At 56.1% G+C, this 13,080-nt stretch carries 16 protein-coding genes; 9 read left to right on the plus strand and 7 right to left on the minus strand.

What is annotated here, in order from left to right; all coding sequences use genetic code 11:
- Window positions 1-98: 98 nt before the first annotated feature.
- The 4 genes from nlpI to mtr all read left to right on the plus strand — a co-directional run bounded on the left by nlpI (window position 99) and on the right by mtr (window position 4,446).
- Window positions 99-983, plus strand: coding sequence for a lipoprotein NlpI (gene nlpI, locus EQV24_RS12470; protein ID WP_013098912.1), 885 nt, complete (start codon window positions 99-101; stop codon window positions 981-983).
- 108 nt (window positions 984-1,091) lie between these two features.
- The gene (yrbN, locus tag EQV24_RS12475; protein WP_097533792.1) at window positions 1,092-1,172 is read left to right on the plus strand and encodes a protein YrbN; all 81 of its coding nucleotides are present in this window, start codon (window positions 1,092-1,094) and stop codon (window positions 1,170-1,172) included.
- Window positions 1,165-3,060, plus strand: a complete 1,896-nt coding sequence (locus EQV24_RS12480) for a DEAD/DEAH family ATP-dependent RNA helicase (protein WP_013098911.1) — start codon at window positions 1,165-1,167, stop codon at window positions 3,058-3,060. Before yrbN ends, EQV24_RS12480 begins: the two co-directional genes overlap by 8 nt.
- 141 nt (window positions 3,061-3,201) lie before the next feature.
- Complete coding sequence (gene mtr, locus EQV24_RS12485) at window positions 3,202-4,446, plus strand: tryptophan permease (RefSeq protein ID WP_038420695.1); 1,245 nt, start codon at window positions 3,202-3,204, stop codon at window positions 4,444-4,446.
- An 85-nt stretch (window positions 4,447-4,531) separates the two neighbouring features.
- Here mtr and EQV24_RS12490 read toward each other — a convergent pair whose 3' ends face one another.
- From EQV24_RS12490 to EQV24_RS12500, 3 genes are all read right to left on the minus strand, one after another.
- On the minus strand, window positions 4,532-5,539 hold the full coding sequence (locus tag EQV24_RS12490) for an LLM class flavin-dependent oxidoreductase (RefSeq protein ID WP_058679444.1): 1,008 nt from the start codon (window positions 5,537-5,539) through the stop codon (window positions 4,532-4,534).
- Between the two features lie 78 nt (window positions 5,540-5,617).
- Entirely contained in the window at window positions 5,618-6,496 is an 879-nt protein-coding gene (locus EQV24_RS12495; RefSeq protein WP_038420694.1) for a U32 family peptidase, read from the minus strand.
- Window positions 6,497-6,503: 7 nt separating this feature from the next.
- Window positions 6,504-7,499, minus strand: a complete 996-nt coding sequence (locus EQV24_RS12500) for a peptidase U32 family protein (protein WP_062728996.1) — start codon at window positions 7,497-7,499, stop codon at window positions 6,504-6,506.
- Between the two features lie 211 nt (window positions 7,500-7,710).
- On the opposite strand from EQV24_RS12500, the gene EQV24_RS12505 reads away from it, so the two are divergent.
- Both EQV24_RS12505 and EQV24_RS12510 read left to right on the plus strand, forming a co-directional pair.
- Entirely contained in the window at window positions 7,711-8,235 is a 525-nt protein-coding gene (locus tag EQV24_RS12505; RefSeq protein WP_045293762.1) for an SCP2 domain-containing protein, read from the plus strand.
- Entirely contained in the window at window positions 8,229-8,732 is a 504-nt protein-coding gene (locus EQV24_RS12510; protein ID WP_129253343.1) for an N-acetyltransferase, read from the plus strand. Before EQV24_RS12505 ends, EQV24_RS12510 begins: the two co-directional genes overlap by 7 nt.
- Here EQV24_RS12510 and EQV24_RS12515 read toward each other — a convergent pair.
- Window positions 8,719-9,048, minus strand: a complete 330-nt coding sequence (locus EQV24_RS12515) for a GIY-YIG nuclease family protein (RefSeq protein ID WP_020687335.1) — start codon at window positions 9,046-9,048, stop codon at window positions 8,719-8,721. The two genes, EQV24_RS12510 and EQV24_RS12515, sit on opposite strands and share 14 nt — an antisense overlap.
- Before the next feature lie 14 nt (window positions 9,049-9,062).
- On the opposite strand from EQV24_RS12515, the gene EQV24_RS12520 reads away from it, so the two are divergent.
- A complete protein-coding gene (locus EQV24_RS12520) occupies window positions 9,063-9,497 on the plus strand; it encodes a YhbP family protein (RefSeq protein ID WP_129253341.1) in 435 nt (144 codons plus the stop codon).
- On the opposite strand, the gene EQV24_RS12525 is transcribed toward EQV24_RS12520, so the two are convergent.
- A complete protein-coding gene (locus EQV24_RS12525) occupies window positions 9,477-9,995 on the minus strand; it encodes a type 1 glutamine amidotransferase domain-containing protein (RefSeq protein ID WP_013098902.1) in 519 nt (172 codons plus the stop codon). The two genes, EQV24_RS12520 and EQV24_RS12525, sit on opposite strands and share 21 nt — an antisense overlap.
- Window positions 9,996-10,123: 128 nt before the next feature.
- Here EQV24_RS12525 and EQV24_RS12530 point away from each other — a divergent pair, with 128 nt between their 5' ends.
- Window positions 10,124-10,768: an NAD(P)H-binding protein gene (locus EQV24_RS12530; RefSeq protein ID WP_013098901.1), complete on the plus strand. Its 645-nt coding sequence runs from the start codon at window positions 10,124-10,126 to the stop codon at window positions 10,766-10,768.
- A gap of 40 nt (window positions 10,769-10,808) precedes the next feature.
- Window positions 10,809-11,846: a permease gene (locus EQV24_RS12535; RefSeq protein ID WP_038983602.1), complete on the plus strand. Its 1,038-nt coding sequence runs from the start codon at window positions 10,809-10,811 to the stop codon at window positions 11,844-11,846.
- Between the two features lie 49 nt (window positions 11,847-11,895).
- On the opposite strand, the gene dolP is transcribed toward EQV24_RS12535, so the two are convergent.
- Both dolP and diaA read right to left on the minus strand, forming a co-directional pair.
- A complete protein-coding gene (dolP, locus tag EQV24_RS12540; RefSeq protein WP_013098899.1) occupies window positions 11,896-12,471 on the minus strand; it encodes a division/outer membrane stress-associated lipid-binding lipoprotein in 576 nt (191 codons plus the stop codon).
- A 9-nt stretch (window positions 12,472-12,480) separates the two neighbouring features.
- The gene (gene diaA / locus EQV24_RS12545) at window positions 12,481-13,071 is read right to left on the minus strand and encodes a DnaA initiator-associating protein DiaA (RefSeq protein WP_003861754.1); all 591 of its coding nucleotides are present in this window, start codon (window positions 13,069-13,071) and stop codon (window positions 12,481-12,483) included.
- Window positions 13,072-13,080 lie beyond the last annotated feature (9 nt).

Consider the following 13,080-nt stretch of genomic DNA (forward strand, 5'->3'; position numbering starts at 1 on the left):
TGCCCTCCGCATCGCGGAGGGCCATTATCAGGCAGGACGCCTTGTTAAGCCGCCGGGGGACAGGACGTTCATCCAATAGTTGTCTTCGGGAGTGGGAAATGAAGCCTTTTTTGCGCTGGTGTTTCGTTGCGACAGCTTTAACGCTGGCAGGATGCAGCAACTCTGCCTGGCGTAAGAGCGAAGTCCTCGCAGTGCCATTGCAACCGACTTTGCAGCAGGAAGTGATTCTGGCACGCATGGAACAAATTCTTGCCAGTCGGGCTTTAACCGATGACGAACGCGCACAGCTTTTATATGAGCGCGGAGTGTTGTATGATAGTCTCGGTCTGAGGGCATTAGCGCGAAATGATTTCTCACAAGCGCTGGCTATCCGACCTGATATGCCTGAAGTATTCAATTACTTAGGCATTTATTTAACGCAGGCAGGCAATTTTGATGCTGCCTATGAAGCGTTTGATTCTGTACTTGAGCTTGATCCAACTTACAACTACGCGCACTTGAATCGCGGTATCGCATTGTATTACGGCGGTCGTGATAAGTTAGCGCAAGATGATCTGCTGGCGTTTTATCAAGACGATCCTAATGATCCTTTCCGTAGCCTGTGGCTTTACATCGTTGAGCAGAAGCTCGATGAGAAGCAGGCAAAAGAGGCACTGAAACAGCGCTTCGACAAATCGGACAAGGAACAGTGGGGATGGAACATTGTCGAGTTCTACCTGGGCAACATTAGCGAAGCAACGCTGATGGAACGCCTCAAGGCGGACGCAACGGATAACACCTCGCTCGCTGAGCATCTCAGTGAAACCAACTTCTATTTAGGTAAGTACTACCTAAGTCTGGGGGATAAGGACAGCGCTACGGCACTGTTCAAATTAGCGGTTGCTAACAACGTACACAACTTCGTTGAGCACCGTTATGCATTGTTGGAATTATCGCTCTTGGGCCAGGAGCAAGATGACCTGGCAGAATCGGACCAGCAATAGCTGACGACATAAACATCAGCCCGTAATCTTTTTGATTGCCATCACCTTCACTGGTGAGGGCGTTGTTGTTCGTCAATACACCTAATTTGAGCCGGTTCACACTTTTCAATGAAAATTGCAGATCATTTTCACGATGAGCTAAGTAGACTGGCCGCCATTGACATTGAGGCACTCGTACTACATGGCTGAATTCGAAACCACTTTTGCAGATCTGGGCCTGAAGGCTCCTATCCTTGAAGCTCTTAACGATCTCGGTTACGAAAAACCATCTCCGATCCAGGCAGAATGTATCCCACATCTGCTCTCTGGTCGTGACGTGCTGGGCATGGCCCAGACTGGTAGCGGCAAAACCGCAGCATTCTCGCTGCCGCTGCTGAACAACATTGATCCGGACCTGCGTGCACCGCAGATCCTCGTCCTGGCTCCAACCCGTGAACTGGCGGTTCAGGTTGCGGAAGCGATGACGGAATTCTCTAAACACATGCGCGGCGTAAACGTGGTAGCCCTGTACGGCGGCCAGCGTTATGACGTGCAGTTACGCGCCCTGCGCCAGGGCCCACAGATTGTGGTCGGTACGCCGGGCCGTCTGCTGGATCACCTGAAGCGCGGTACACTGGATCTCTCTAAACTGAGCGGTCTGGTACTGGATGAAGCCGACGAAATGCTGCGTATGGGCTTCATCGAAGACGTAGAAACCATCATGGCGCAGATCCCGGAAGGTCACCAGACCGCTCTGTTCTCTGCCACCATGCCAGAAGCAATCCGTCGCATTACCCGCCGCTTCATGAAAGAGCCGCAGGAAGTGCGCATTCAGTCCAGCGTTACCACTCGCCCGGACATCAGCCAGAGCTACTGGTCTGTGTACGGCATGCGCAAAAACGAAGCGCTGGTGCGTTTCCTGGAAGCGGAAGATTTTGATGCGGCGATTATCTTCGTTCGTACCAAAAACGCGACCCTGGAAGTGGCTGAAGCCCTGGAGCGTAACGGCTACAACAGCGCAGCGCTGAATGGCGACATGAACCAGGCTCTGCGTGAGCAGACGCTGGAGCGTCTGAAAGACGGTCGTCTGGATATCCTGATTGCAACCGACGTGGCAGCACGTGGTCTGGACGTTGAGCGTATCAGCCTGGTTGTAAACTACGACATCCCAATGGACTCCGAGTCTTACGTTCACCGTATCGGCCGTACCGGTCGTGCAGGTCGTGCGGGTCGTGCCCTGCTGTTCGTTGAGAACCGCGAGCGTCGTCTGCTGCGTAACATTGAACGCACCATGAAGCTGACCATTCCGGAAGCGGAGCTGCCAAACGCAGAACTGCTGGGCAAACGCCGTCTGGAAAAATTCGCCGCGAAAGTCCAGCAGCAGCTGGAAAGCAGCGACCTGGATCAGTACCGTGCGCTGCTGGCGCAGATTCAGCCAACCGCTGAAGGCGAAGAGCTGGATATCGAAACGCTGGCTGCAGCACTGCTGAAGATGGCACAGGGCGAACGTACCCTGATCGTGCCACCAGATGCACCGATGCGTCCTCGTCGTGAGTTCCGCGATCGTGACGATCGCTTCGAACGCCGTGGTGACCGTAACGATCGTGGCCCACGTGGTGACCGTTCAGAGCGTGGTGGCGAAGACCGTCCACGTCGTGAGCGTCGTGACGCTGGCGAAATGGAACTGTACCGCATTGAAGTGGGCCGTGATGATGGTGTTGAAGTTCGTCATATCGTTGGCGCGATCGCGAACGAAGGCGACATCAGCAGCCGTTACATCGGTAACATCAAGCTGTTCGCATCTCACTCCACCATCGAGCTGCCAAAAGGCATGCCGGGCGAAGTACTGCAGCACTTTACTCGCACCCGCATCCTGAACAAGCCGATGAACATGCAGCTGCTGGGCGATGCACAGCCACGTCCTGACCGTGGCGGCGAACGTCGTGGCGGTGGTCGCGGTTTCGGTGGCGAGCGTCGTGAGGGCGGTCGTAGCGAAGGTCGCGGTGGTGAAGGTCGTCGTTTCTCCGGTGAACGCCGTGATAGCCGTGGCCCACGTCGTGAAGAAGGTACCAGCCGTCGTCGTTTTGGTGACGCGTAAGCCTTTCGTTTCTGACGTAAAGTAATATATACAGCCCCGATAAAGACTATCGGGGCTTTTTTTATTCCCTTTGTACTCTTGTACTGGTACAGTGCGGCACATTAAAATGCAAACCACATTTTTGACTGGAGATATGGCTGTATGGCGACACTAACCACCACCCAAACGTCACCTTCGCTGCTTGGCGGCGTGGTGATCATCGGCGGAACCATTATTGGTGCCGGGATGTTCTCCCTGCCAGTGGTCATGTCCGGTGCGTGGTTCTTCTGGTCGCTGGCTGCGCTGGTCTTCACCTGGTTCTGTATGCTCCATTCAGGGCTGATGATCCTTGAAGCCAACCTGAACTACCGCATTGGCTCCAGCTTCGACACCATCACGAAAGATCTGCTGGGTAAAGGCTGGAACCTGGTGAACGGCCTTTCCATCGCGTTTGTGCTCTACATCTTGACCTACGCGTATATCTCAGCAAGTGGCTCGATTCTGCATCACACCTTTTCGGAGATGTCGTTGAACGTTCCGGCGCGTCTGGCCGGGTTGTGCTTTGCGCTGGGTGTCGCGTTTATCGTCTGGATGAGTACCAAAGCGGTGAGCCGGATGACGGCCATCGTACTGGGCGCAAAGGTCATCACTTTCTTCCTGACCTTCGGTAGCCTGCTGGGGCACGTTACCCCGTCAACACTGTTTAACGTGGCTGAAACCAATACGTCGTATACGCCGTATCTGCTGATGACCCTGCCGTTCTGTCTGGCGTCGTTTGGCTACCACGGCAACGTACCGAGCCTGATGAAGTATTACGGCAAAGACCCGCGGACAATCGTCAAGTGCCTGGTTTACGGTACGCTGCTGGCGCTGGGGCTGTATGTGATTTGGCTGCTGGGGACGATGGGCAACATCCCGCGTCCTGAGTTTATCGGCATTGCGCAGAAGGGCGGGAATATAGATGTGCTGGTGCAGGCGCTGAGCGGTGTACTGAACAGCCGCAGTCTGGATCTGCTGCTGGTGGTATTCTCCAACTTTGCGGTTGCGAGCTCTTTCCTCGGCGTGACGCTCGGCCTGTTTGACTATCTGGCGGACCTGTTTGGCTTTGATGACTCCGCTATGGGGCGCTTCAAAACCGCACTGCTGACCTTCCTGCCACCGATGGTGGGCGGCCTGCTGTGGCCGAACGGCTTCCTGTACGCCATTGGTTATGCCGGTCTGGCGGCTACCATCTGGGCGGCAATTGTGCCGGCGCTTCTGGCGCGTAAATCCCGTCAGCGCTTCGGTAGCCCGAAATTCCGCGTCTGGGGCGGTAAACCGATGATTGCACTGATTCTGGTGTTTGGTGTTGGTAACGCGCTGGTCCACGTGCTGTCGAGCTTTAATCTGTTGCCGGTATATCAGTAAGTTTTTGTGCCGGATGGCGGCTACGCCTTATCCGGCCTACGCGATCCCGTAGGCCCGGTAAGCGAAGCGCCACCGGGCAAAAAAACTACCCCACCAACTCCTCTTTCACCTGCATCGCCAGCTCAAACGAGTGCAAACGCGCCTGATGATCGAAAATCTGGCCGTTAACCATAATCTCATCAGCCTGCGTTTCGCGCAGCACCGCCTCAAGCCCGTGACGCACCTTCGCTTTATCTCCCACCAGCGACATGCTCAGCGCCTGTTGAACACCATACTGCTCGGAAGCTGACCACAGCTGATGCATATTCTCCACCGGCGGTGGAAGCTGGCCGGTCTCACCGCGACGCAGCTTCACAAACGCCTGCTGCATGGAGGTAAACAGGAATTCCGCATCGCGATTGCTGTCGGCGGCAATGATGTTGATACACACCATCGCGTACGGTTTCTCCAGCCTTTCAGAAGGTTTGAAGTTCGTGCGGTAGAGATGCAGCGCCTGATGCAGCATATCCGGTGCGAAGTGGGAGGCGAACGCGAAGGGCAGCCCCAGCTGTGCAGCAAGCTGCGCGCTATAAAGACTTGAGCCTAACAGCCATACCGGGATCTTCTCGCCATAGCCCGGCACCGGGCGCACGTGCGGGTTCGGGTCACGCGCATCGAACCAGTCCACCAGTTCAGCCACATCACGCGGGAAATTGTCGATGTCACCGCTCATATGGCGACGCAGGGCGCGCATGGTGGGCTGGTCGCTGCCCGGCGCACGGCCAAGGCCTAAATCAATACGGCCCGGGTAGAGGGTATTCAGCGTACCAAACTGTTCGGCGATCACCAGCGGAGCATGGTTTGGCAGCATCACGCCACCGGATCCCAGGTGCAGGGTAGTGGTGTTCGCGGCCAGATAGCCAATCAGCACCGAGGTGGCAGCGCTGGCGATGCCGATCATGTTGTGATGTTCCGCCAGCCAGTAACGGTGATAGCCACGCTTTTCGGCCAGTTGAGCCAGATCGAGAGAGTGCGAAAAGGCTTCTCTTGCCGAGGAGCCTTGTGGGATCGGCGCCAGATCCAGCACCGAAAACGGAAGGGTTTTGTCAGTCATAACAGCTCACTTTGTCGACGGTCAATCTTTAATACTGCATTAAATAATGATAACCGTTGTTAACAAAGTGAGCCTTTTTCAGGCCTGCAACTCCAGTCCGGCCAGCCGCTTCCAGTAGCCGTTACAGTCACTGTTTGCCGTCAGCGGCAGCGGCGATGCGCCGTTTTCATTGGCACGAAAAGCATCCAGCATGGCAAACACGCTGGTGTCCAGCGGGGACAGACGCACCATGTCCACCAGTCCGTCCATCGACGCCAGCTCGTTACCAAGGTTATACACATAACCACTCATGGTCTGAATGCCGTTCAGGACAAACACCTGCTGATTCTCCTGCGACAGCATGCTGCGTCCGTTCGGGTACTTGATGCAGCAGGTTTCGCACTCGTCTTTCGGGCGATCTTCAGAGCGGGCAGTGAAGCAGCGGGCAGAGTACGCCAGCGGCAGATGGCCATAGCTCAACACTTCCACTTCAAACTGGTTGCGAATACCCAGCTCGTCACACTGGTTCAGGAGGTTTACCAGCCAGTCACGCGACAGCTCTACCGGCATGCACCAGCGCGTCATCCCCTGTTTCAGCAGCAGGCGCAGGGTCACGGCGTTATAGCAGTTCAATGCATGGCCCGCGACAAACGGCAGCTTGCGTTCGGCGCACATATTCACCACGCCCAGATCGCTGGCCTCCAGCAGAAACTCGCCGTTCTCCACGTAGCGCTTCAGCTCACCCAGTTCAGATGAGGCCTGCACCAGCGCCAGCGTAGAGAGCACCACCTGTTTGCCGCTACCGGCCAGGCTTTTCGCCATCTCCAGCCAGTCGCCCACTTTGGTGGCACGGCGCTTGCTGCATACCGCTTCGCCAAGGTAAATCACATCGGCGCTGCTGGTCGCGGCCTGTTGATAAAAATCTTCCAGCGTCTCTTTTGGCCAGTAGTAGAGCACCGGTCCTAATGAATATTTCATGGTTATCTCACTGCCATTTACGGTGATACGCGCCAAGCGTGGTTTGGGTGCCTTCAGACATTGCGCCGAGCGTCTCCATCCAGGCCGATTGCGGGGCGTAGTTCTGCGGATCTGCCATGCAGCGGTCAATGGCCTGACGCCAGACTTTCGCCACCTGACTGACGTAGGCCGGGCTGCGCTGGCGACCTTCAATCTTCACCGAGGCAATATTAGCGGCCAGCAGTTCCGGCAGCAGTTCCAGCGTGTTGAGGCTGGTGGGTTCTTCCAGCGCGTGATAACGCTCGCCGTCAACCAGATAGCGGCCTTTGCACAGCGTCGGGTAGCCAGCGTTTTCACCGTCCTGATAGCGGTCAATCAGTACCTCATTCAGGCGAGATTCCAGCCCCTGTGGCGTTTGCTGCCAGCGAACAAAGCGGGCAGGCGAGCAGGCGCCAACGGTATTAGGGGATTCACCGGTTAAATACGAGGAGAGATAGCAGCGGCCTTCAGCCATGATGCACAGGCTACCAAAGGCAAAAACTTCCAGCGGCACTGGCGTGACGCGTGCGAGTTGCTTAACCTGATGAATAGAGAGCACGCGCGGTAAAACCACCCGGGCCACGTCAAAGTGTTGATGATAAAAACGTATCGCCTCTTCGTTGGTGGCAGAGGCCTGAACAGAGACATGGCGCTCAATATGAGGATAGCGTTCTGCCGCATACTCTAGCATGGCGAGGTCGGCCAGAATCAGCGCATCGGCACCCAGCTGTGCTGCCATATCTACCGCGCGCTGCCAGCGGGCATAGCCATCAGGATGGGCAAAGGTATTGATGGCAATATGCAATTTGCGGCGGTGCTGATGTACGAAGTTAACGGCTTCCTGAAGCTTTTTCTCCGTAAAGTTGAGGCCAGCAAAATGGCGGGCGTTAGTATCATCTTTCAGCCCGATATAGACCGCATCGGCCCCATTTTCGATGGCCGCCTTAAGCGCCGGAAGGTTTCCGGCAGGGCAGAGCAGCTCCATAATTTATCCTGATGTCGTCGAGAGCAAAAATGTTAACGAGCTGGGATTTTAATTAACCCATACGCGACAATTTTTGATTTAAGGCAGCTAATGGCGTATTGATGGCACCAATAATGAGGTACACCGGACGACGGTTTGTTGATTTACGCCGCTATGTTCTCCTCCGGATATGGCAAAATACCCGGACTATCGCTATCAGGGAGTAAAGCTCGTGCTGGATAAACTGCGTTCACGTCTCGTACAATTTGGTCCATCAATGCTGAGCGTGCCGGTAAAACTGGCGCCGTTCGCGCTTAAACGTCAGGTGCTGGAGCAGCTCCTGAGCTGGCAGTTCCGCCAGGCGCTGCAGGAAGGCGAACTGACGTTTCTGGAAGGCCGCTGGTTAAGCATTGAAGTGCGTGATATCGGTCTGCGCTGGTTTACCTCCGTCGAGAATGACCAGCTGATTGTGCGCCAGTCCGCCGACGCGGATGTGAGCTTTAGCGCCGACGCCTGCGATCTGCTGATGATCGCCGCGCGTAAGCAGGATCCGGATACCCTCTTTTTCCAGCGCCGTCTGGTCATTGAAGGCGATACGGAACTGGGTCTGTACGTCAAAAATTTAATGGATGCCATTGAGCTGGAGCAGATGCCAAAAGCGCTGCGCGTGATGTTAATGCAAATGGCAGATTTCGTTGAGGCCGGGCTGAAAACCCCGCCTGACAGTAAACACACTTCAGTAGGTGAGCCATGCTGATTCGAGTCGAAATTGGGATTGATGCACCGGGTATCGATGCGTTGTTACGCCGCTCTTTTGCGAGCGACGCAGAAGCCCAACTGGTCCACGATCTCCGCGAAGACGGCCTGATCACGCTGGGGCTGGTTGCCACCGATGACGAAGGTCAGGTGGTGGGCTACGTTGCCTTCAGCCCGGTAACCGTTCAGGGTGAAGAATTACAGTGGGTAGGAATGGCGCCGCTGGCGGTAGATGAACACTATCGTGGACAAGGGCTGGCACGTCAGCTGGTGTATGAAGGGCTGGACTCGCTCAATGAGTTTGGCTACGCCGCGGTGGTGACGCTGGGCGATCCTGCTTTCTATGGTCGCCTGGGCTTCGAGTCGGCGGCGCAGTACGATCTCCGCTGTCGCTGGCCGGGCACCGAAACTGCCTTCCAGGTGCACCGTCTGGCGGATGACGCGCTCAACGGCGTAAATGGCCTCGTGGAGTATCACGACCATTTTAATCGCTTCTAATCAGGCTTTCACACAGCGCCTCAAACGATCCGTCTCCGGTGACGAGGCGCTCTTTCTGGCGCTTCGTCAACTGCTTAATGCGGTATTCCACTCTTAACGCCAGCGATCTGTCACCCACGGGGGCAGAAAAGGCGAGCGTCAATTCTCCTTTCCCCCGCAGCGCTTTTGCCCCTTTTCCCGTTTGATGCTGAAGAAAACGCCGCGCCACATCGGTCGTGATCCCGGTGTAGAGAGCGTTATCGGCGGTACGGACAAGATAGAGAAACCAGCACACGGTAAACAGATTCAGTATGTTAAGGTGAACGCACCATAGCATGAGAGAGAACGAAAATGGAAACTCTGGCTGTCATTAACCGCTGGCTGGCGAAACAGCATGTTGTCACCTGGTGCGTGTATGACGACGGTGAAATGTGGTGCGCGAATGCGTTTTACTATTATGACCCTGAGCGCGTTGCGTTTTATGTGATGAGCGAAGATAAAACGCGCCATGCGCAGATGACCGGTCAGCAGGCGAAGGTGGCAGGGACAGTTAACGGTCAGCCTAAAACGGTGGCACTGATCCGTGGGGTGCAGTTTAAAGGGGAGATCCGTCGTCTGGACGGTGAAGAGAGCGACGCGCGCCGTAAGCACTACACGCGCCGCTTTCCGGTAGCCGCCGCCTTAAAAGCCCCGGTGTGGGAAATCCGCCTTGATGAGCTGAAATTTACCGACAACACGCTGGGCTTTGGCAAAAAGCTGCACTGGCTACGCGCCGAGCAGGCGTAGCGCTTCGCGGTTGAACGCCGGCAGATCGTCCGGGGTTCGGCTGGTGATCAGCTGGTCTTTGTCGTTGACCACCTCCTGATCGTAAAACTCGGCCCCCGCGTTTTTCAGATCGACAACGATCGGTTTCACGGCAGTGAGTTTACGCCCGCGCACCACATCCGCGCTGATAAGCAGTTGCGGACCGTGGCAGATAGCAAAGACCGGTTTTCCGGTGGAGACAAAATCGCGGGTGAACGTTACGAAGCGTTCGTCGCCGCGCAGGGAATCCGGTGAATGACCGCCGGGTAACAGCAGGGCATCAAAATCAGACGGGCTGACGTTATCGATGGTCTCATCGATGGTCACGCTGGCCTCGCCCTTATGGCCTTTCACCGTTTTTCCCGCCTCTTTCTCAATGGTGATGACCTCATGTCCCGCCTTGCGGAACGCCTCAGCAGGTGAGGTGAATTCTGAATCTTCAAACTCGTCGGTAATCAGGACTGCGATTTTTTTACCCATGCTTCCTCCGTTGTTTTCGCTTCAGACTGTTTTTTTCCCGTTTGTGGTAAATACTTACCGGTAACAGACTTCTAAGTGTGGTTGACCATGCTGAGTTCGCAAACGGACTATTCTGTAAAGGGGATGAAATGAGTCAGGTACTGATTACGGGGGCAACCGGGCTGGTGGGCGATCATCTGCTGCGGCTGCTGATCCAGGATCGCAGGGTGAACTACATTGCGGCCCCGACACGTCGACCGCTGGCGGACATTTCTGGCGTCTTTAATCCTCACGATCCACAGCTGACCGACGCACTGGCGCAGGTGCAGGATCCCATCGATATCGCCTTTTGCTGCCTCGGGACAACGCGGCGTGAGGCGGGCAGTAAAGAGGCGTTTGTTCATGCTGACTATACGCTGGTGGTCGATACGGCGCTAACGGCGAAAAAGCTGGGTGCCACCCATTTTGTGGTGGTCAGCTCGCTGGGCGCCAGCGCCCGTTCGCCGTTCTTTTACAGCAAGGTGAAGGGCGAGATGGAAGAGGCCCTGATTGCCCAGAAGTGGGAGCGGTTGACAATAGTCCGTCCCTCCATGCTGCTGGGGCATCGCGACGAGCGTCGTTTTAACGAGTCGATGTTTGCCCCGTTGTTCCGCATTCTCCCCGGTAACTGGAAATCCATCGAGGCGCGCGATGTGGCGCGTGCGATGCTAAAAGAGGGGCTGTCACCATCGCAGGAGGGAGTGAATATCATCCCTTCGGCGAAACTGCGTGAAATCGCGCAGGGCGAGGCGTAAACTCCCCCGGCTAATTAAATAACACTCTCCGGGGAATGCTATGACTGGTCAGTCTTCATCTCAGGCGGCAACACCTGTCCAATGGTGGAAGCCCGCGCTCTTCTTTCTCGTGGTCATTATCGGCCTCTGGTATGTGAAATGGCAGCCGTACTACGGTAAAGCCTTCACTGCCGCCGAAACGCACAGCATCGGTAAATCTATTCTCGCTCACGCTGATTCCAGCCCGCTTCGCGCGGCGTGGGATTATGCCATGGTCTATTTCCTTGCCGTCTGGAAAGCCGCCGTATTAGGCGTCATTCTGGGCTCGTTGATTCAGGTGCTTATCCCGCGTCACTGGCTGGTGAAAACCCTGGGGCAGCCACGTTTTCAGGGCACCCTGCTGGGGACCATTTTCTCCCTGCCGGGCATGATGTGTTCGTGCTGTGCCGCGCCTGTCGCCGCCGGTATGCGCCGTCAGCGAGTCTCTATGGGCGGTGCGCTGGCGTTCTGGATGGGCAACCCGCTGTTAAACCCGGCAACGCTGGTGTTTATGGGCTTTGTGCTGGGTTGGCATTTCGCCTTTATCCGCCTGGTGGCCGGTCTGCTGACGGTGCTGGTGGTGGCAACGCTGGTGCAGAAATGGGTGAAAGATAACGCCGTTGAACCGGCCGCCATTGAGCTTGATGTCAGCGAGCCACAGGGAAGCTTCTTTGCGCGCTGGGGTAATGCATTGTGGCAGCTTTTCTGGAGCACCATTCCTGTGTATATCCTGGCGGTGCTGGTGCTCGGGGCCGCACGTGTATGGCTATTCCCGCATGCCGACGGCGCCATTGACAATACCCTGATGTGGGTCATTGCGATGGCCATTGCCGGTTGTCTGTTTGTGATCCCAACGGCGGCTGAAATTCCGATTGTGCAGACCATGATGTTGGCCGGCATGGGCACCGCACCGGCACTGGCATTGCTCATTACCTTGCCTGCCATCAGCCTGCCGTCGCTTATCATGCTGCGTAAGTCATTCCCGGCGAAAGCGCTGTGGCTCACCGCAGGGCTGGTGGCGTTGAGTGGGGTGATTGTGGGGGGTATTGCGCTTCTGTGAAAAAAGCCCGGTGGCGCGAGCGCTCACCGGGCTTACAGTCAGGTGGGAATTACTTAATGTAGGTAAATGCGGTGGTGACGTGTTTCACGCCGCTCACCCGGCTGGCGATATCGGCCGCCGCTTTCCCTTCACGGTCGGTAACCAGACCCAGCAGGAACACTTCGCCGTTTTCGGTCGTCACTTTCACGTTGGATGATTTCACCTGGTCTGAACCCAGCAGCTGGGAACGGACTTTGGTGGTGATCCACGTATCATTGGAGGCGGTACCAAGGCTGATTGGCTGCCCCTGACGGACTTCGTTGAAGACTTCCGCAGTGCCCTCTACACCCATCGCGATCTGTTTCGCGCGGCTGGAGAGTTCGCTATTTGGCGCCTGGCCTGTCAGCAGCACTTTGCCCTGGTAAGCCGTCACGTTGATCCGCGCTTCTTTCTTGATTTGTTCGTCTTTCGACAGCGCACTGTTAACGCGCAGCTCCAGCGTGCCGTCATCTACCTGGGTGCCAACGGTGCGCGGATCGGTCGCTGCTTTGGTGCCGACGGCAGCGGTACCCACGACAGCCGCAGCGATACATCCCTGCAGCAGTAATGCAGACATAAGGACTGCGAGGGTCGATAAAGCCTTCATGAGAACTCCTTAATCATCCTGGTGAGGGAAAAGCGTGTTATCGATCAAATCACATAAGCAGTTCACCGTGAGCATATGCATCTCCTGAATGCGTGCGCTACGGTGAGACGGAATGCGGATTTCCACATCCTGCGGCCCCAGCAGGCCCGCCAGCTCGCCCCCGTCATAGCCGGTTAAGGCAACGATAGTCATATCGCGGGTAACGGCGGCTTCGACGGCTTTGACAATGTCACGGCTATTGCCGCGCGTGGAGATGGCCAGCAGCACATCGCCCGCATGGCCCAAGGCACGCACCTGCTTAGCGTAAATCTCGTCATGCAGACGATCGTTAGCAATCGCTGTTAAGACCACATTATCGGTATTAAGTGCAATGGCAGGTAAACTGGGGCGTTCTGTTTCAAAACGATTGATCATACTGGCAGCAAAATGCTGTGCGTTGGCAGCGGACGTGCCATTGCCACAACAGAGGATTTTGTTGCCATTGAGCAGGGACTGCACCAGCGTCATGGCGGCGCGAGAGATTGCGTCAGGGAGGGCTTCTGCCGCGGCAATCTGAGTCTGAATGCTTTCTGTGAAGCACACTTTAATTCTTTCGAGCACGTTATCCCT

This window comes from Enterobacter sp. A8 (genome assembly GCF_004296595.1).
GTDB lineage: Bacteria > Pseudomonadota > Gammaproteobacteria > Enterobacterales > Enterobacteriaceae > Enterobacter > Enterobacter cloacae.